Annotated in this window: 17 protein-coding genes; 13 read left to right on the forward strand and 4 right to left on the reverse strand. The window is 65.2% G+C overall.

Features of this window, described 5'->3' with window-relative positions; genetic code table 11:
* Nucleotides 1-135 precede the first annotated feature (135 nt).
* The 13 genes from fliF (at nucleotide 136) to fliR (ending at nucleotide 12,132) form a co-directional block, all read left to right on the forward strand.
* Nucleotides 136-1,935: a flagellar basal-body MS-ring/collar protein FliF gene (gene fliF, locus HV796_RS19435; protein WP_175228125.1), complete on the forward strand. Its 1,800-nt coding sequence runs from the start codon at nucleotides 136-138 to the stop codon at nucleotides 1,933-1,935.
* Complete coding sequence (gene fliG / locus HV796_RS19440) at nucleotides 1,925-2,920, forward strand: flagellar motor switch protein FliG (RefSeq protein WP_175228126.1); 996 nt, start codon at nucleotides 1,925-1,927, stop codon at nucleotides 2,918-2,920. The genes fliF and fliG overlap by 11 nt, the downstream gene beginning before the upstream one ends.
* On the forward strand, nucleotides 2,907-3,581 hold the full coding sequence (fliH, locus tag HV796_RS19445; protein ID WP_175228127.1) for a flagellar assembly protein FliH: 675 nt from the start codon (nucleotides 2,907-2,909) through the stop codon (nucleotides 3,579-3,581). Before fliG ends, fliH begins: the two co-directional genes overlap by 14 nt.
* Nucleotides 3,575-5,074, forward strand: a complete 1,500-nt coding sequence (fliI, locus tag HV796_RS19450) for a flagellar protein export ATPase FliI (RefSeq protein ID WP_175228128.1) — start codon at nucleotides 3,575-3,577, stop codon at nucleotides 5,072-5,074. Before fliH ends, fliI begins: the two co-directional genes overlap by 7 nt.
* Nucleotides 5,075-5,076: 2 nt before the next feature.
* Nucleotides 5,077-5,526: a flagellar export protein FliJ gene (gene fliJ / locus HV796_RS19455; protein WP_175228129.1), complete on the forward strand. Its 450-nt coding sequence runs from the start codon at nucleotides 5,077-5,079 to the stop codon at nucleotides 5,524-5,526.
* 66 nt (nucleotides 5,527-5,592) lie between these two features.
* Entirely contained in the window at nucleotides 5,593-7,191 is a 1,599-nt protein-coding gene (locus tag HV796_RS19460) for a flagellar hook-length control protein FliK (protein WP_175228130.1), read from the forward strand.
* Nucleotides 7,192-7,464: 273 nt separating this feature from the next.
* Nucleotides 7,465-7,980, forward strand: coding sequence for a flagellar basal body-associated protein FliL (gene fliL, locus HV796_RS19465; protein ID WP_175228131.1), 516 nt, complete (start codon nucleotides 7,465-7,467; stop codon nucleotides 7,978-7,980).
* Nucleotides 7,981-8,039: 59 nt separating this feature from the next.
* Nucleotides 8,040-9,038: a flagellar motor switch protein FliM gene (fliM, locus tag HV796_RS19470; RefSeq protein ID WP_175228132.1), complete on the forward strand. Its 999-nt coding sequence runs from the start codon at nucleotides 8,040-8,042 to the stop codon at nucleotides 9,036-9,038.
* Nucleotides 9,031-9,513, forward strand: coding sequence for a flagellar motor switch protein FliN (gene fliN, locus HV796_RS19475; RefSeq protein ID WP_175228133.1), 483 nt, complete (start codon nucleotides 9,031-9,033; stop codon nucleotides 9,511-9,513). Before fliM ends, fliN begins: the two co-directional genes overlap by 8 nt.
* Nucleotides 9,514-9,584: 71 nt before the next feature.
* Nucleotides 9,585-10,133, forward strand: a complete 549-nt coding sequence (gene fliO, locus HV796_RS19480; RefSeq protein ID WP_377693199.1) for a flagellar biosynthetic protein FliO — start codon at nucleotides 9,585-9,587, stop codon at nucleotides 10,131-10,133.
* Nucleotides 10,134-10,964 carry a flagellar type III secretion system pore protein FliP gene (fliP, locus tag HV796_RS19485; RefSeq protein ID WP_246355934.1) on the forward strand — a complete coding sequence of 277 codons (831 nt, stop codon included), beginning with the start codon at nucleotides 10,134-10,136 and terminating at the stop codon, nucleotides 10,962-10,964. It abuts the gene before it with no gap.
* A gap of 51 nt (nucleotides 10,965-11,015) precedes the next feature.
* Nucleotides 11,016-11,285 carry a flagellar biosynthesis protein FliQ gene (gene fliQ, locus HV796_RS19490; RefSeq protein WP_175228134.1) on the forward strand — a complete coding sequence of 90 codons (270 nt, stop codon included), beginning with the start codon at nucleotides 11,016-11,018 and terminating at the stop codon, nucleotides 11,283-11,285.
* Between the two features lie 55 nt (nucleotides 11,286-11,340).
* Nucleotides 11,341-12,132: a flagellar biosynthetic protein FliR gene (gene fliR / locus HV796_RS19495; protein ID WP_175228135.1), complete on the forward strand. Its 792-nt coding sequence runs from the start codon at nucleotides 11,341-11,343 to the stop codon at nucleotides 12,130-12,132.
* A 90-nt stretch (nucleotides 12,133-12,222) separates the two neighbouring features.
* Here fliR and flgL read toward each other — a convergent pair whose 3' ends face one another.
* From flgL to HV796_RS19515, 4 genes are all read right to left on the reverse strand, one after another.
* The gene (gene flgL, locus HV796_RS19500; protein WP_175228136.1) at nucleotides 12,223-13,470 is read right to left on the reverse strand and encodes a flagellar hook-associated protein FlgL; all 1,248 of its coding nucleotides are present in this window, start codon (nucleotides 13,468-13,470) and stop codon (nucleotides 12,223-12,225) included.
* An 11-nt stretch (nucleotides 13,471-13,481) separates the two neighbouring features.
* Nucleotides 13,482-15,479: a flagellar hook-associated protein FlgK gene (gene flgK / locus HV796_RS19505; protein ID WP_175228137.1), complete on the reverse strand. Its 1,998-nt coding sequence runs from the start codon at nucleotides 15,477-15,479 to the stop codon at nucleotides 13,482-13,484.
* Between the two features lie 812 nt (nucleotides 15,480-16,291).
* The gene (locus HV796_RS19510) at nucleotides 16,292-16,555 is read right to left on the reverse strand and encodes a hypothetical protein (protein ID WP_175228138.1); all 264 of its coding nucleotides are present in this window, start codon (nucleotides 16,553-16,555) and stop codon (nucleotides 16,292-16,294) included.
* Nucleotides 16,556-16,679: 124 nt separating this feature from the next.
* Nucleotides 16,680-17,438: a flagellar brake protein gene (locus tag HV796_RS19515; RefSeq protein ID WP_175228139.1), complete on the reverse strand. Its 759-nt coding sequence runs from the start codon at nucleotides 17,436-17,438 to the stop codon at nucleotides 16,680-16,682.
* Between the last annotated feature and the right edge of the window lie 103 nt (nucleotides 17,439-17,541).

The following is a 17,541-nucleotide window of genomic DNA, read 5'->3' on the forward strand; positions in this document are numbered from 1 at the left end:
CCCTGCTCTATTCGGCCAATCACGTTGCATCCCGCCGTGGAAAATGCCCAACGTGAAAGTCTCTGTCCGCGCGCCCGCTGCGATTGCCGCGGCCCCCGCGGACCGAGCCCTGGCATCCCCGGAGAACCCCGACGCATGGATTCGTCAGCCAATTCTTTGATCAACCCCGAAAGCCGCAGCATGGGCCTCGCCAACCCGCAGCCCGCCGCCGCGGGCACGGCGGGCGCCGCTGCCGGCCAGGCTGCCGCAGCGGCCGACCTCGGCCTCGGCGGCAATTTCGCGCAGCGGCTGTCGTCGTTTCCGTCGTCGATTTCCCAGATGCGCGGCAACCCGCGCGCGCCGCTGATCGTCGCCGTCGCGCTGCTGATCGCGATCGTCGTCGGGCTCGTGATGTGGTCGCGTGCGCCCGACTATAAGGTTCTTTACAGTAACCTGACGGACCGCGACGGCGGCGCGATCGTCGCCGCGCTGCAGCAGGCGAACATTCCGTACAAGCTGTCCGACGGCGGCGGCGCGATCATGGTGCCCGCCGACCAGGTGCATGAGATGCGCATGCGCCTCGCCCAGCAAGGTCTGCCGAAAAGCGGTTCGGTTGGTTTCGAACTGCTCGACAACCAGAAGTTCGGCATCAGCCAGTTCGCCGAGCAAGTGAACTACCAGCGCGCGCTCGAAGGCGAGCTCGAACGCACGATCCAGACGATCTCGACCGTGCAGTCCGCACGCGTGCATCTGGCCATTCCGAAGCAGTCGGTGTTCGTGCGCGATGCCGAGCCGCCGTCCGCATCGGTGATGGTGAATCTGTATCCGGGCCGCGTGCTCGATGAAGGCCAGGTGAACGCGATCACGCATATGGTGGCGTCGGCGGTGCCGCAACTGTCGCCGCGCAACGTGACGATCGTCGACCAGGACGGCAACCTGCTCACGCAGCCGAGCGCCGGCACCGGGCTCGACGCGAGCCAGCTCAAATATGTGAAACAGGTCGAGCGCGACACGCAGCAGCGCGTCGACGCAATCCTCGCGCCGCTCTTCGGCGCCGGCAATGCGCACTCGCAGGTCAGCGCCGACATCGACTTCTCGAAGGTCGAGCAGACCGCCGAAACCTATCAGCCGAACGGTGGCAACCCGGGCCAGTCGGCAATCCGCAGCCAGCAGTCGAGCAGCGACGTGCAGACGCAGCAGGCCGGCGCATCGGGCGTGCCGGGCGCGCTGACGAACCAGCCGCCGCAGGCGACGCAGGCGCCGATCGACGCACCGAACGGCGCGAGCGGCGCCACCCCGCCGACGCCGATCAGCGATCACAAGGATTCAACGACCAACTACGAGCTCGACAAAACGGTGCGCCACTTCCAGCAAGGCGGCGGCGGCATCCGCAGGCTGTCGGTCGCGGTGGTGGTCAACTACATGCCGCGCGTCGACGCGAAGGGTCACACGACGATGCAGGCGCTGCCCGCCGATAAGCTCGCGCAGGTCGAACAGCTGGTGAAGGACGCAATGGGCTTCGATGCGAAGCGCGGCGACTCGGTGAACGTCGTCAATAGCCCGTTCACGGTGCCGGTCGACCCGAACGCGAACCTGCCGTGGTGGCGCCAGCCGGACATGATCGCGCTCGGCAAGCAGATCGCGACGTATCTGGGCATCGCGGCCGTCGCGCTGTTCCTCTACTTCGTGATGGTGAAGCCGGCGCTGCGCCGCGCGTTCCCGCCGCCGGCCGAGGCGACCGCCACCGCGGCGCTGCCCTCGTCCGACGAACCGATGCTGCTCGACGGCATGACAGCCGCCGAGAAGGCCGAAGATGGTCCGGACGCGGCGCTGCTCGCGTTCGAAAACGAGAAGCATCGCTTCGAGCGCAACCTCGAGTACGCGCGCACGATTGCCCGCCAGGATCCGAAGATCGTCGCAACCGTCGTCAAGAACTGGGTGTCCGATGAACGCTGAAGGCATAACCAAAAGCGCGCTGCTGCTGATGTCGATCGGCGAGGAAGAGGCGGCGGAGGTATTCAAGTTCCTCGGCCCGCGCGAGGTGCAGAAGATCGGCGTCGCGATGGCCGCGCTGCGCAACGTGACCCGCGAGCAGGTCGACGAGGTACTGCAGGAGTTTGCGCGCGAAGCCGAACAGCACACCGCGCTATCGCTCGATTCGAGCGATTACATCCGCTCGGTGCTGACCAAGGCGCTCGGCGAAGACAAGGCCGGCGCGATCATCGACCGCATCCTGCAAGGCAGCGACACGAGCGGCATCGAAGGCCTCAAGTGGATGGACTCGGCGGCGGTCGCCGAACTGATCAAGAACGAACACCCGCAGATCATCGCGACGATTCTCGTGCACCTCGACCGCGATCAGGCATCCGAGATCGCCGCATGCTTCAGCGAGCGGCTGCGCAACGACGTGCTGCTGCGCATCGCGACGCTCGACGGCATCCAGCCGGCCGCGCTGCGCGAGCTCGACGACGTGCTGACCGGCCTGCTGTCGGGTAGCGACAACCTGAAGCGCAGCCCGATGGGCGGCATTCGCACCGCGGCGGAAATTCTCAACTTCATGCCGAGCAACCACGAGGAGTCGGTGCTCGAAAACGTACGGCAGTACGACGCCGAACTCGCACAGAAGATCATCGACCAGATGTTCGTATTCGAGAACCTGCTCGACCTCGAGGACCGCGCGATCCAGCTGTTGCTGAAGGAAGTGGAATCGGAAGCACTGATCATCTCGCTGAAAGGCGCACAGCCCGCGCTGCGGCAGAAGTTCCTGTCGAACATGTCGCAGCGGGCGGCCGAACTGCTCGCCGAAGACCTCGACGCGCGCGGCCCGGTGCGCGTGTCCGAAGTCGAAACGCAACAACGGCGCATCCTGCAGATCGTGCGCAACCTCGCCGAAAGCGGCCAGATCGTGATCGGCGGCAAGGCGGAAGATGCTTATGTCTGAACGTGAGTCCGCGCGCAGCGACAGCCTGTCGGCGTATCAGCGCTGGGAGATGGCATCGTTCGACCCGGTGCCGGAACCCGAACCCGTTGATGAACGCGACATCGAGGCCGAGTTGCAACGGCTGCGCGACGCGGCACACGCGGAGGGCGTCGCATCCGGTCACGTGGCCGGCCAGGCGCTCGGCTATCAGGCGGGCTACGAGCAGGGACACACAAAAGGGGTCGAGCAGGGGCGCGCCGAAGCGCGCAAAGAAGCCGAGCGCGTAATCGCGATCGCCGATTCGTTCAAAGGCGCGCTCAACGCCGCGCAAACGGAAGTGGCCGAGACGCTCGTCGCGCTCGCGCTCGATATCGCGCAACAGGTGGTGCGCCAGCACGTGCAGCACGACCCCACTGCGCTCGTCGCCGCCGCGCGCGAAGTGATCGCCGCGGAGCCGGCGCTGTCCGGCGCGCCGCATCTGATTGTGAGCCCGGCGGATCTGCCGATCGTCGAAGCGTATCTGATGGAAGAGCTGCGTGCGCGCGGCTGGAATGTGCGCACCGATCCGGCGATCGAGCGCGGTGGCTGCCGCGCGCAGGCCGCCACCGGCGAAGTGGACGCGACCCTGAGCACACGCTGGGAGCGCGTTGCCGCCGCGCTCGGCAAGGTCAGCACATGGTAAGCCCGCCGACCCTCGACGAAATCGCCACCAGCGACCTCACGCCGCTCGAGCGCGAACTCGCACTCGCGTCGTTCGGCTCGAACCCGCCGCATGCGCAGACAGGCGTCGCGGCAGACAACCCGCATTTGGAGGCATGGCGCGCACGGCTCGACGGGCTGCGCACGCGCAATGCGATCGCGAAGCCACTACGGGCATGCGGGCGCCTCACGCGCGCAGCGGGTCTCGTGCTCGAGGCGGTCGGCCTGCGGCTATCGGTCGGCTCCGAAGTGATGATCGAACTGCCGCCCGGCAGCACGCTCGCGATGGCCGAAGCAGAAGTCGTCGGCTTCGCCGGCGATCGTCTGTTTCTGATGCCGACCACCGAAGTGCACGGACTGCTGCCCGGTGCACGCGTATTTGCACTCGAAAGCGCGCCGGTCGAAGACCCGATGACGGGCGCCAAGCGCCTGCCGGTCGGCTGGGGCCTGCTCGGCCGCGTGCTCGACGCATCCGGCAAGCCGCTCGACGATCTCGGCCCGCTCGCCGCCGTCGACGATGCGCCGCTGACCGCGCCGACCATCAACCCGTTGCATCGCGAGCCGATCCACAAAGTGCTCGACGTCGGCGTGCGCGCGATTAATGCGCTTCTGACCGTCGGCCGCGGCCAGCGGATGGGCCTGTTTGCCGGCTCGGGCGTCGGCAAGTCTGTGCTGCTCGGCACGATGGCGCGCTACACCAGCGCCGAAGTGATTGTGATCGGCCTGATCGGCGAACGCGGCCGCGAAGTGAAGGAATTTATCGAGCAGATTCTCGGCAAGGAAGGCCTCGCGCGATCGGTCGTCGTGGCGGCGCCAGCGGACGTATCGCCGCTGTTGCGGATGCAGGCTGCCGCGTACGCGACATCGCTCGCCGAATACTTCCGCGACCAGGGCAAGCACGTGCTGATGCTGATGGATTCGCTGACCCGTTATGCGATGGCACAGCGCGAGATCGCGCTGGCGGTGGGCGAACCGCCGGCGACCAAGGGCTACCCGCCTTCGGTGTTCGCGAAGCTGCCCGCGCTGGTCGAGCGTACCGGCAACGGACCCGCGGGCGGCGGCTCGATCACCGCGTTCTACACCGTGCTCACCGAAGGCGACGACCAGCAGGACCCGATCGCCGATTCGGCTCGCGCGATTCTCGATGGCCATATCGTGCTGTCGCGTGTGCTCGCCGAGGCCGGACACTACCCGGCGATCGACATCGAAGCGTCGATCAGCCGTGCGATGAACGCGCTGATCGACGACAAGCACCTCGAAAAGACCCGCATGCTCAAGCAGATGCTGTCGCGCTATCAGCGCAACCGGGATCTGATCAACGTGGGCGCCTATACGAGCGGACGCGATGCGCTGCTCGACCGGGCGATCGCCCTTTATCCGCGCATCGAAGCGTTCCTGCAGCAGGGATACCGCGAATGCGCACCTTATGACGCGAGCCTTAAAGCGCTCGGCTCGCTGTTCACCGAAGGAGGCTGACGATGTCGGACCCCACGCCGCTGCAGATGCTGATCGAGCTTGCCCAGGATGAACTGGATGGCGCAGCCCAACGCCTTGGCCGCGCGCAGCGCGAACGCAACGACGTCGAAGCGCAGCTCAACGCGCTGATCCAGTACCGCAACGAGTACTACACGCGTTTCACGACGTCCGCGCAGCTCGGCATGGCGGCCGGCAACATGCGCAACTTCCAGGCGTTTATCGATACGCTCGACGCGGCGATCGAGCAGCAGCGCAGACAGCTCACGAACGCGACCGCCCGCGTCGAGGCGGCCAAGCCCGAGTGGCAGAAGCAGAAGCAGAAGCTCGGCTCTTACGAAGTGCTGCAGGCGCGCGGCGACGCCGTCGAAGCGCGCAAGAGCGCGCGCCGCGAACAGCGGGATGCCGACGAGTTCGGCGCACGGATATTAAGAATGCGTACCGGCAACGCGTGACGCGAGTCACGCGGCCGGGTTTTCTGGACCAGGTTTGAGTAACGGCTTTGACCGACGGGAAACATCATGTCGAGAATTTCGATGATCGATTCGCTGCTGAGCGCGCAAGGCGCGGCAGTCAGCAACGCGTCCGGCGCAAATAGCGCCGCGCTTTTCGCGCAGACGCTGCAGCAAAGCATCAACGCACAGAACAACGCGGCCAATACGGCGGCCGCGCCGGCGCCGGCTGCGCAGCAGCAGCCGCCGTCGACGGCCAATCCATCCGGTTCGCAGCCGCAGCAGAACAACAGCGCGGACAATGCGAGCGCATCGACCGGCACAGGCACCGTGCACCCCGGCGACAGCGCACCGGCCTCGTCACAGCCGGCGCAGCCGGACGCGTCGCAGGACGCTTCGACGACGAAGCCGTCGTCATCGTCGTCGACGGACAACAGCACGCAGCAGGCCGGCAAACCGGATAGCGACAAGAACGGCGACACGGGTTCGAAGTCGCAGGACACGCAGGCGTCGAACAGCGCGGATGCAGCGGCAACAGCAGCGGCCGCCGCTGAAGCTGCCGCGCAAGCGCAGGCACGCGCCAACGCGGCAGCGGACGCGGCCAAGGACGCGAGCGCGACCGCCGACAACGCAACCGCGGACGACGCGGCCACCGCGCTTGCCGGCGGCGCAAAAGCCGGCGGCGTCGGCGCTCACAAAGGGCTCGCGGGCGACGGGAAATCCGTGCATCAAAAGTACGATTCGGTTCTCGCCGCACTCAACGGGCGTCAGGATCCGACCGCGCTGCCGGTGCAGAATCTTGCGGCGGGCGCGACCAGCGCCGCGACGGGTGACAAGGTGAACGCCGATCTGAGCGGCGGCGGCCACGGCACCTCGCAGGGCAAGGGCTTCGGGCTCGGACCGATGCTCGGCGACAGCAAGGCAGCGGCGGACAATGGCGCGAAAAATATGATGCCGATGGACAACAACGGGTCCGCCGCCACGACCGCGGCAACGCAAGCGGCGCAAGCCAGCGCGACGAGCGCCAGCGCCGCTGCGGCGGCCGCCGCGACGAACGCCGATAGCGCGGCGGCGGCGGCGAACAGCCTGCCTGTGGCAGCCGGCAACGGCGACGCGCTGAACGCGGCACTTGCCGCGACCCAAGCGGGCGCGGCAGCAGCGGCCGGAACCAGCGGCGCAGGCGCGTCGCAATCGGCAAAATCGGGAACGGCGGGCTCGGCGGCCGACGCGCTCGCGCCGCAAGTCGGCAGCACGGACTGGGACGAAGCGCTCAGCCAGAAGGTCGTGTTCCTGTCGAACGTGCGCCAGCAAAGCGCGGAACTGACGCTGAACCCTGCGAATCTCGGGCCGCTGCAAGTCGTGCTGCAAGTGGCGGACAACCATGCGCACGCGCTCTTCATGTCGCAGCACCAGCAGGTGCGCGACGCGGTGGAAGCCGCGTTGCCGAAGCTGCGCGAGGCGATGGAGCAGAACGGCATCAGCCTGGGCAGCGCGAGCGTCAGCGACGGTTTCGCACGACAGAACGGACAGCAGGCGCAGGACGGCGGCAGGAGTGGCGGCGGCCGGGGTGGCTATGGCGACATCGCTGCCGATGATGCTGCTGCAACGTCGGCGGCCACAGCGGTGCCGACGCGCCGCACAGTGGGATTGGTCGATACGTTCGCGTAGGGCAGGCGAAGTCAACGCAGGCGGGACGCCCGGCAGTAGAACACGGTATGGACCGGCGCTCCGCCCGTTGTGCGTGCATGCGCGCGCAGCGCCGTACGTACACAGCGACGCATGCCCGCATTTGCCGCCGCGAGCCGATCTCGAACCCACGAGCTAACCGCGAATCCCCCCTCTTTTCGACCCATCGCACGGCTTGCGTTTAACGAACAATGCACGGTAACAAACTGACTTCACGCTGACCTCGGGCAGCCGCCGCCTTCACAGACACGACACATGGCCACCACGACCGCAAACCAGCAAGTCGCCGCGCAGCCGCGCTCGCCAGGGCTTATCAAACGCACGCTCGTGATCGTGCTGATCGCGCTCCTCGCGGCCGCACTGGCCGGCGGCGGCACCTGGTTCTACATGAACCGCCACGAGAGCGCGCCGGCGCAAGGGATGCAAGCGCAGAAGCAGGCCGTCGCGCCGGTCATCCCGGTCTTCTTCGCGCTCGAGCCGATGACCGTCAATCTGCAATCGGACGACGGCGAGGCACACTATCTGCGCATCGGCCTCACGCTGAAGCTCAACGATCAGCAGACGCAGGAACACCTGACCGCGCACATGCCGGAGATCCGCAGCCGCGTGCTGCTCGCGCTGTCGAACAAGCATCCGGAAGATCTCGCACCGCTCGACGGCAAACGCGCGCTCGCGAAAGAACTCGCCACGCTGATCGAACAGCCGACCGAAACCGGCGCCCCGCCGGTCCACGTCGACGACGTGCTGTTCACCGAGTTCGTCGTGCAGTGATGACGCGTCGCGCCAGAGCGCGTCTTCCCCAATCGCGAACCGACGCACAAGGAATCTAGATGGGCCACGAAGAGTTCATGTCCCAGGAGGAGGTCGATGCCCTCCTGAAAGGCGTCACCGGCGAGCACGACGACAAGTCCGAGCAGGCCGACCGGGCGGGCGTACGCCCGTACAACATCGCGACCCAGGAGCGCATCGTCCGCGGCCGGATGCCCGGCCTCGAAATCATCAACGAGCGCTTTGCGCGACTGATGCGCGTCGGCATCTTCAACTTCATGCGGCGCACCGCCGAGATCTCGGTCGGTCCGGTGAAGGTGCAGAAGTACAGCGAGTTCACGCGCAACCTGCCGATCCCGACCAACCTGAATCTGGTGCACGTGAAGCCGCTGCGCGGCACGTCGCTGTTCGTGTTCGACCCGAACCTCGTGTTTTTCGTGGTCGACAACCTGTTCGGCGGCGATGGGCGCTTCCATACGCGCGTCGAAGGGCGCGACTTCACGCAGACCGAGCAGCGCATCATCAGCAAGCTGCTCAGCCTCGTGTTCGAGCACTACACGACCGCGTGGAAAAGCGTGCGCCCGCTGCAGTTCGAGTTCGTGCGCTCGGAAATGCACACGCAGTTCGCGAACGTCGCGACGCCGAACGAAGTGGTCGTCGTCACCCAGTTCTCGATCGAGTTCGGCTCGACCGGCGGCACGCTGCACATCTGCATGCCGTACTCGATGATCGAGCCGATCCGCGATGTGCTGTCCTCGCCAATCCAGGGCGAAGCGCTCGAAGTCGACCGCCGCTGGGTGCGCGTGCTGTCGCAGCAGGTGCAGGCCGCCGAGGTTGAGGTAACCGCCGACCTCGCGCAGATCCCGATCACGTTCGAGAAAATCCTCAACATGAAGGCGGGCGACGTGCTGCCGATCAACATCCCGGAATTCATTACCGCGAAGGTCGACGGCGTGCCGGTGATGGAATGCGGTTACGGAATTTTCAATGGTCAATACGCGTTGCGGGTCCTGAAGATGATCAGCGCCGCGGACACAATGAAGGAAGGCGGATATGAGTGACCTGAACGGGACCCCCACCCCGACCCCGAACCCGGTTCCGGCTATGCCGCTGCCGGAAATTGCCCCGGGTGCCGAAGCCGCGGCTGGCGAAGCAGGCGATCCCGCGCTCGACGATTGGGCGGCCGCGCTGGCCGAGCAGAACGGCAACGATGTGACGCCCGCCGCGGCAGGTGTCTTCCAGCCGCTGTCGAAGGTGACGTCGACTGCGACGCGCAACGATATCGACATGATTCTGGACATCCCCGTCCAGATGACCGTCGAGCTCGGCCGCACAAAGATCGCGATCCGCAACCTGCTGCAGCTCGCGCAAGGCTCGGTCGTGGAACTCGACGGCCTTGCCGGCGAACCGATGGACGTGCTCGTCAACGGCTGCCTGATCGCGCAGGGTGAAGTGGTGGTCGTCAACGACAAGTTCGGCATCCGCCTCACCGACATCATCACGCCGTCCGAGCGGATCCGGAAACTGAACCGATGAAACCCGCAGTGGTCGCGGCCGGGCATCGGACGTCCGCGCGCGACGGTTTATGGCGCTTCGGGAAACGCGCGATGCGCATGAACCGCGGCGCCTGTATCGCAACGGTCATCGCCGCGTGCGCACCGTTGTCCGCCCAGGCGGCGGACCTCAACGCAGTCAACCACGCCGCGCAGATCGCATCCGGCGTCGGCGCAGGCTCTGCCGTGCCGGCGCTCGGCGCGGGCGCGATCCTGCAAACCCTGATTGGCCTGGCCGTCGTGATCGCGCTCGTGTTCGGCTGCGCGTGGCTCGCGCGGCGCCTCGGCTTGCAGCCCGGTCAGCGCGGCGGCCTCGTGAAAACCATCGGCGGCACATCGCTCGGCGGCAAGGAGCGCGTCGCGGTCGTCGAAATCGGCGACCGCTGGCTGGTGCTGGGCGCGGCGCCCGGCAACGTGCGGCTGCTGTACGACATGCCGGCGGGGTCCACCCACGCCGGCCCGGGCGGGGCTGGCAATCCGTCCGCGGATGATTCCGCCCCGTCCGGCGGCGGCCTGCCCGGCACATTTGGCCAGCGCTTTCGCGACGCGCTGAAAAGCGAAGCGGCGAAACGTCTGCAACGGCACACCGGCGGAGACCGATAGATGCAAGCGAATCGTTCCGCCTTGCGCCGCGACGGCGCAGCTCATGCATTGATCCGAGTGGCGCGGCGCCTTTCGTCGGTCCGGCTGCGCACCGTCGCAGCGCTTCTGTTGCCGGCCCTGATGCTGGCGCTGCCTGCTGCCTCGTTTGCCCAGGTGGCGGGCCTGCCGGCGCTGAATGCGACCCCCGGCCCGAACGGCAGCACGACCTATTCGCTGAGCGTGCAGACGATGCTCGTGCTCACGATGCTGTCGTTCCTGCCGGCGATGGTGCTGATGATGACGAGCTTCACGCGCATCATCATCGTGCTGTCGCTGCTGCGCCAGGCACTCGGCACGACCACCACGCCGCCCAACCAGGTGTTGGTCGGCCTCGCGCTGTTTCTGACGCTGTTCGTGATGTCGCCTGTGCTCGACAAGGCGTACAACGACGGCTACAAGCCGTTCGCAGCCGGCACGCTGTCGATGGACGACGCGGTGCAGCGCGGCGTCGCGCCGTTCAAGACATTCATGCTGCGCCAGACGCGCGAGACGGATCTCGCGCTCTTCGCCAGGATCGCGCATACGCCGCCGATGCAGGGACCGGAAGACGTGCCGCTGTCGCTGCTCGTGCCGTCTTTCGTGACGAGCGAGCTGAAGACCGCGTTCCAGATCGGCTTCACGATCTTCATTCCGTTCATCATCATCGACCTTGTCGTCGCGAGCGTGCTGATGTCGATGGGTATGATGATGGTATCGCCGGTCACGATTTCGCTGCCGTTCAAGCTGATGCTGTTCGTCCTCGTCGACGGCTGGCAGCTATTGATCGGCTCGCTCGCGCAGAGCTTCACGTAACCGTCGGCTATCCCCCGACGTTTTCAACCCAGGCACCGGAGTCGAACCGCGATGACACCCGAAACCGTGATGACCTTCTCGCACGACGCGATGCGCGTCACGCTGCTGCTCGCGGGGCCGCTGCTGCTCGTCGCGCTGACGGTCGGTCTGGTCGTGAGCCTCTTTCAGGCCGCCACGCAGATCAACGAAAGCACGCTGACCTTCATCCCGAAGCTCGCCGCCGTGGCGCTCACGCTCGTGATCGCCGGCCCGTGGATGCTGACGACGATGATCGACTACATGCGTCAGATCCTGATGAACATCCCGAACGTCGCAAACTGAACGCAACCGGTGCAGCCGGGCACGCGCCCGGCCGCCGCATTCGGGTCCATCCGCCATGTTCACCGTCACCTATGCGCAACTGAACGCGTGGCTCACCGCGTTCCTCTGGCCGTTCGTGCGCATTCTCGCGCTGGTCGCGAGCGCGCCGATCCTCGGTCACGCATCGGTACCGATCCGCGTGAAAGTCGGTCTCGCAGCGTTTATGGCGGTGATCATCGCGCCGACGCTCGGCGCGATGCCGCAAGTGACCGTCTTCTCGGCGGCCGGCACGTGGATTCTCGTCAACCAGTTGCTAATCGGCCTTGCGCTCGGCTTCACGATGCAGATCGTGTTCGGCGCGGTCGAAACGGCCGGCGGCATCATCGGCCTCGGCATGGGCCTTGGGTTCGCGACACTGTTCGACCCGCAATCGCATGGCTCGACCGACGTGGTGTCGATGCTGTTGAACATGATCGCGATGCTGGCGTTCGTCGCACTCGACGGTCACCTGCAGGTAATCAGCGCGCTCGTGATGACCTTCCAGGCGGTGCCCGTCGATGCGAACCTGCTGAGCGCGCCCGGCTGGCGCACACTCGCTGACTGGGGCGCGACGCTGTTCGCGGGCGGCCTGCTGCTCGCGCTACCGGTGGTCGCCGCGCTGCTGATCGCGAACCTCTGCCTGGGCATCCTGAACCGCGCGGCGCCGCAGATCGGTATCTTCCAGGTCGGCTTTCCGCTCACGATGCTGGTCGGTCTGCTGCTGATCCAGCTGATGCTGCCGAACATGATTCCGTTCTTTGCGCGGATGATCGACAACGGCATTGAGGAAATGGGCCGCGTCGCCCTTGCGCTACGGCCCACGCCGTAACGCGGCGGCTTTCGCCCGCCACCGGCAAGAAGGGTGCGACGCCTGCCGGCACCGCGCCCTTCTCTTGTCCTCGACCCGCTCGCGGCAAGTTCAGAGATTGATCATCCCGAACAGCCCTCCCCCTTGCGTAACCGACGCAAACGTCTTTTCCGTCGCGTTCAGCATCGCCTCGATCTGCGTGAGCTGGCTCAATACCGTCGCCGGGTCGGCCTGTGTGATGTCGCTCAGGTTGCTGGTGTTCTGCAGCGTCTGCTTCGAGTTGACCGATGCCATCGCTGTCGTCAGTTGCTCACGTCCAGCGACCGCCGCCTGCACGGTCGCGACGTTCGTCATCGTGTTGTCGACTTGCGTGTGCGCGGCGTTAATCGCGTTCTCGATGGTCGCCATCGCGGCCGGATTGCTTTGCGCCGGGTTTTGGAGCGCGGCGATTACCGAGTCGATCGTCTGAAATATGTCCGTATTGCCCTGTGCGGCCGGCGTGACCGTGAACGAGTCACCTGCGGCCGGCGTGCCCGTAAGCGTCACGCTCTCGCCACCGTTGAGATCGATCGCCTGACCGGCGGTAAACGGTTGCGGCGTGCCGATCGCGGTGGGCGGCGTGGTCGACGTGTCGTTCACCTGGTAGACGAGATCGCCCGTGGTCGGATCGTTGCTGAACACGATCGAATACGGCGTGTTGTTGGTCGTCGCGCCCGGCGTCGTGATCGATACCGCGCCGATCACGCCGGTGCCCGTATTGGTCGACGCACCCGCGGCCACCGGCTGCGAAATGCCGGGCAGAACGCTCAGGAACACGCTCGCGCCATTGTCGGCGGTCGCAACGGACGTCGTACTCGAGATTTGCAGCGTGCGCGTGCCGAGGTCGCCGTTGTAGGTCACCCCGCCATTCGACGCATTTGAAAACGGCGGCGTCCCACCCTGGAAGCCGGAGAAGATGTAGTTACCCTGACCGTCGGTGGTGTTCGCCAACGACATCAGCTGGCTGCGTAGGCCCTGAAGGGCCTGCGCAGCCGCCTGCCGGTTGCTGTCGTTGAGGTCGCCCGCACCCAGTGCATTCAGCTGCGTGAGGACGCTTTGCAGCGCGGTCGATACGCTGCTCAGTGTCGAATCCTCCGTTTTCAGCATGCTCGTCGCCGTGTTCTGGTTCGCCGAGAATTGCGCGAGAACCGAGCCCGTGGCCGACAGTTGCACGGCTTGCGCCGCACCGAGCGGATCGTCGCCCGGCGTCGCGACGCGCACGTTCGTCGAAGCCTGCTGCTCCAACTGCGCGAGCAGCGTCTGCTGGTTACCCATGTTCTCGATCGTTTGGGAATAGATCGTAGATGTAGCGATACGCATTGTTCAATGCCTCAGCTGATTGCCTGCAGGATTGTGTCGAACATCGATTGTGCGGTCTGGATAACCTTGCTGTTCGCCTGGTAAAGCTGTTGATACTGGAGCAGATTGGTCGCTTCCTCGTCGAGGTTCACGCCGGATACCGACTGCTGCTGCGCGGTAATTTGCGCGAGCGTCGCGCTCTGCGTCGTGCTCATCGCCAGCAGGTTGCTCGTCGTATTGCCGACATTGTTCACGAACTGCGCGTAGCCGTTGGTCAGCGTCGTGCCGTTGAACACGGTGCTGGTACTCAAGTTGAACAACGCGGTCGCATTGCTGCCGTCTTGCGTGCCGCCGCTGTTCGGGCCGACCGTGAAGGTATCGCCTGTGGCCGGCGACCCCTGCAGCGAGAACGAAATGCCGTTGGGCGACGCCGGCGGCGTGGCGGTGCTGTTGATCGTATAGGTTGCGCCGTTCGTCGGATCGTACGGCACGGTGTCCGTCGTCGCGCCGATCGTGATGGTTTGCGGCGGCGTCGTGTTGACCGTCACTGTCGTGCCCGGCGGGAAACCGGAGAGCGTGTTCGTCGTCGCGTTGTACGTGAGCGTCATCGACGAGCTGATCACAAAGCCCGAGCTCGCCGCACCGATCGCGATCTTGCCCGTGCCAGTGTTCGCGCTGCCGTTCGATGCGATGGCCGGCGACGATGCCGCGATCGCGGAGCCAGCGGTGGTGGCGAGTCCGAAAGTATCGAGCGCGCCTTCGGTCGGCTGGATCGTGAACGAATCGCCGGCGGCCATCGCGCCGGTAATCGTGATCGCCACGCCGCCGATCGGGTTGGTTGCGGTCGGCGGCGTCGTCGACGTGCCGAGCACCTGGCCGGTCGATGTGTTCGTGAGTGTGTAGTTCGTGCCGTCGAACGTCAGCTTGAGGTCGCCAACCGGTGGCGAAGCCGGATTGGTGAGCGTCGCCGTCGCCGACGCGCCGCCGGTGTTGTTCCGGTTCGCGATTACCGTCGGGTCCGCGACCTTGAACAGCGGACCGCCAGCGTTACCGTTCTGGTCAATGCCAAGTTCGTTTTGTGCGTTCACCTGTGCGGCGAAACTGGTCGCGATCGCGCCGAGCTGCTGCGCGGCAGGATCGAGCGTCTGGCTGCGATACTGAAGCGTGCCACCCAGCGAACCGCCGGAGATCGACGAATCGGACAGCACCGTCGTGACAAACTTGCCCGGATTGGCCGAATCCGGATCCAGATACGTGATCGCCAGTTCAGACGGGTTGCTCGGCGACGGAGTCGTGCCCAGTTGATAGCTCTGGGTTCCCTGGACGAGCGTCATCCCGTTCGGCAGCGTGACCGTATCGGTGCCGTCGCTTGACGTCTGAACGTTCACGCCGACCAGTTGTGTCAATTGCGAGACCGCCTGATCGCGCGCATCGAGCAGCTGGTTCGGCGGCTGACCGTTCGTGCCGGCGCTGGCGATCTGCGCATTCAGCTGCGCGATCTGCGTGGTCAGGCTGTTGATCTGCGTCACTGTACTCGTCAGCGTCGTATTGACGCCCTGCCGCGCCTGGTCGATCTGCTGGCCCATCTCGTTGATCTGGCTCGCGAGCGCTTGAGCGCTGCTGATCACCGTCTGGCGGGTCGGACCGTCGTTCGCGGAGCCCGCGAGCGTCTGCAGGCTGTTGAAGAAGCTGGAGATGGCCCCGCCAATACCACTGGTCGGGTCGCCGATCAGATTGTTCAACGTCGAGATCAGCTGCGAATACGTGCTCGTCGCCGAGCTTTTCGATTGCGTGCTGAAAAGCTCGCTCGTCAGCGTCGAGCTGAACTGGCGCTGGATCGTCACCGTGGTGACGCCAACGCCGAGGAAGCCGGAGCCGGTTTGCATCCCGTTTGATTCCGCGAATATCGCAAGCTCGCGGTTGTATCCCGCCGTCGCCGAGTTGGCGATGTTGTTACCCGTCGTCGACATGCCGAGCTGCGCTGCATTCAGCCCGCTCAGACCAATGCCGAATAGGTTCGATGACGACATGCGTGCTCCTGAAAGGCGGGTCAGCGGACAGCCGCCCGTTGCGTGAACAAGCGGTATATCGGCGCGGCCAGCCGAAAATTTAGGGATTGCACGGATGCCAGCCGCGCATCGGGCGGGTCACCGGGCTGTATTCGGCATGACGCGACAGACTTGCCGACGCTGCATTATCGGTAGCGTCTGTGCAAGTCAAAACGTAGAGGACAAAGGAAATCGGGTGCTATATCGGCCAGACGCGCCTGGGCCACGGTCCGGTCAGGCATCCGGCCAGTGGCGAGGAAGTCCGTGCAAGTGGCGAAGGACGTTGGAAACGGATATACTTGCGGCCAAGTAGATCATTCGGGGTTCCGACAGGGACGTCTACCTACCGCCTGCTCTCGCAGGTTCCGGCCGTGCCGGTTCATCCTGGTTCATCAGGCAAGCGTACCCGCGATATACCGAGGCCCCTTCACAGGGGCCTCATCTATTTCCGCTGCCGCCTTCTGCTTCTACCCGCTCTGCGCAGGATCGCGGATCGGTTCGCCCCGTAAGATTTTGGCAGCCATGACGGCGAACTTGATTCTGCCGCGGCGATTTCGTGGAACGCCAAGTTTCCCCTTGGCGGGATCGCGAATGTACGCGCTTTCAACCACGAGGCGAAGCGTGTGCGGTGCGTCGCCGCGCCTCAGGCGAAAGAACACCTCATACTCGCAGCGCCTGCCTTCGTCATCGATCAGGTCGATCGCTAGCCAGTTTTCGCGGCCGGTGAAGTAGAGCAGGTGTGATTGCCGAGCTTCGCGATGATGCCGGGCAATTGCATCGACCAGCGGTAGCGGTCAAAACAGAATACGCGTTCGACGCCGCGATGATCGTACACGCGACGCGCTCAGGCTTGTGAAATCGAACGTCTCCCCGTTGCCCAAAGGACCATAACTGACGCAATGCGATGTGTATTCGACCCGCATGCTGACCGGCAGCAACGGATACTTGCCGGTGCCGGGAATCGTGAACTGCACGACGCCGGCAAGCAGATGCGTCAGGTCATAGCGCCGGCCATCGACATCGAGGTGACCTTGTTTGAGGAGTTGATGCCACTGCATCGCGCGAACCGTGTTTCGAAACGGACATTCTCGCGAACGTCGTCGTTTGAAAACAGTTCAGCCGGTTCACCTAGGCCAGATGGACGAATTGACCGCGCGGCCTGTCGCCGCGCGCCCATATTGGTCAAACCCGCACAAGCGAGCGGCGTTTCATCTCAAGCTGCGTGATCAAACGCTGGAGCGTGTTTTCCGCGCTGCCCGGCAACGACATGAACCGCAAACCCAGCAGATAGCGCGTACCGCCTCCATGCGGCACCGGCATCGCACGCAGCGAGACGATTTGCAGATCGAGCGACAGCGTGCCGCTGCCGTTCAGATTCACTTCGACATCGGACAGCACCGTGCTCAACGGCAGTGTCGCCGCGCGCTCATCGCTCGTGCGCAGCCCGATGCCGCCAAGCGACAGGTCGTGAATCTCGAAGCGGAATGTGTCGCCGCCGGGCAGCTTGCCCGAGCAATAGTACGGGTTGAGGATCGGCGTTTCGACGCGGAAGTACTCGCGCCGCTGGATGTAGTACAACACCTCGGGAAACGCGGACTCGAACGCCGGGCGGCCTTCGAACGACGTCTCGCGCGGCGTGCCGGTGCCGAACTCGACGCGCACACCTTCCGGCGCCGCGAGGAAATGGCAATGAGGCGCGGCGAGCAAGCCCCGGTTCTGCTCGGGCAGCGCGCCCCAGTCGAATACGAAAGTCTGCGTGCGTACGTCGACGTCGAGGATGCGCGTCACCAGCTGGCCGCCCTTGTACTGCACGGTCAGAAAATCGCCGCGGTTGAAAAGATTGCGCAGCTGAACGCCGATTTCCAGCGGATTGCGTCGACCGAAGTGCTCGGTCGGCTCAACGGCGTCCTCCGGCTGGGCGGTCGACAGATTGGGTTCCATGATGTCGTAATCTCGCGATGCGAACCGCCGGCGTCGCCGGCGACACGCGTATTCTATGATCGATCTGCCGGGATCCTCCGGCAATCGATCTTTACGCTATAGC

The organism is Paraburkholderia humisilvae, assembly GCF_902859855.1.
Taxonomy (GTDB): domain Bacteria; phylum Pseudomonadota; class Gammaproteobacteria; order Burkholderiales; family Burkholderiaceae; genus Paraburkholderia; species Paraburkholderia humisilvae.

What these genes read in the sequence shown, in the direction of transcription:
- fliG (WP_175228126.1), top strand. Translation starts at nt 1,925, where the DNA reads ATGAACGCTGAAGGCATAACCAAAAGCGCGCTGCTGCTGATGTCGATC.
- fliJ (WP_175228129.1), top strand. Translation starts at nt 5,077, where the DNA reads ATGTCGGACCCCACGCCGCTGCAGATGCTGATCGAGCTTGCCCAGGAT.
- fliQ (WP_175228134.1), top strand. Translation starts at nt 11,016, where the DNA reads ATGACACCCGAAACCGTGATGACCTTCTCGCACGACGCGATGCGCGTC.
- fliM (WP_175228132.1), top strand. Translation starts at nt 8,040, where the DNA reads ATGGGCCACGAAGAGTTCATGTCCCAGGAGGAGGTCGATGCCCTCCTG.
- fliH (WP_175228127.1), top strand. Translation starts at nt 2,907, where the DNA reads ATGCTTATGTCTGAACGTGAGTCCGCGCGCAGCGACAGCCTGTCGGCG.
- fliI (WP_175228128.1), top strand. Translation starts at nt 3,575, where the DNA reads ATGGTAAGCCCGCCGACCCTCGACGAAATCGCCACCAGCGACCTCACG.
- fliP (WP_246355934.1), top strand. Translation starts at nt 10,134, where the DNA reads ATGCAAGCGAATCGTTCCGCCTTGCGCCGCGACGGCGCAGCTCATGCA.
- flgK (WP_175228137.1), bottom strand. Translation starts at nt 15,479, where the DNA reads ATGTCGTCATCGAACCTATTCGGCATTGGTCTGAGCGGGCTGAATGCA.
- HV796_RS19460 (WP_175228130.1), top strand. Translation starts at nt 5,593, where the DNA reads ATGTCGAGAATTTCGATGATCGATTCGCTGCTGAGCGCGCAAGGCGCG.
- fliF (WP_175228125.1), top strand. Translation starts at nt 136, where the DNA reads ATGGATTCGTCAGCCAATTCTTTGATCAACCCCGAAAGCCGCAGCATG.
- HV796_RS19510 (WP_175228138.1), bottom strand. Translation starts at nt 16,555, where the DNA reads ATGCAGTGGCATCAACTCCTCAAACAAGGTCACCTCGATGTCGATGGC.
- flgL (WP_175228136.1), bottom strand. Translation starts at nt 13,470, where the DNA reads ATGCGTATCGCTACATCTACGATCTATTCCCAAACGATCGAGAACATG.
- fliO (WP_377693199.1), top strand. Translation starts at nt 9,585, where the DNA reads ATGCGCATGAACCGCGGCGCCTGTATCGCAACGGTCATCGCCGCGTGC.
- fliR (WP_175228135.1), top strand. Translation starts at nt 11,341, where the DNA reads ATGTTCACCGTCACCTATGCGCAACTGAACGCGTGGCTCACCGCGTTC.
- fliN (WP_175228133.1), top strand. Translation starts at nt 9,031, where the DNA reads ATGAGTGACCTGAACGGGACCCCCACCCCGACCCCGAACCCGGTTCCG.
- fliL (WP_175228131.1), top strand. Translation starts at nt 7,465, where the DNA reads ATGGCCACCACGACCGCAAACCAGCAAGTCGCCGCGCAGCCGCGCTCG.
- HV796_RS19515 (WP_175228139.1), bottom strand. Translation starts at nt 17,438, where the DNA reads ATGGAACCCAATCTGTCGACCGCCCAGCCGGAGGACGCCGTTGAGCCG.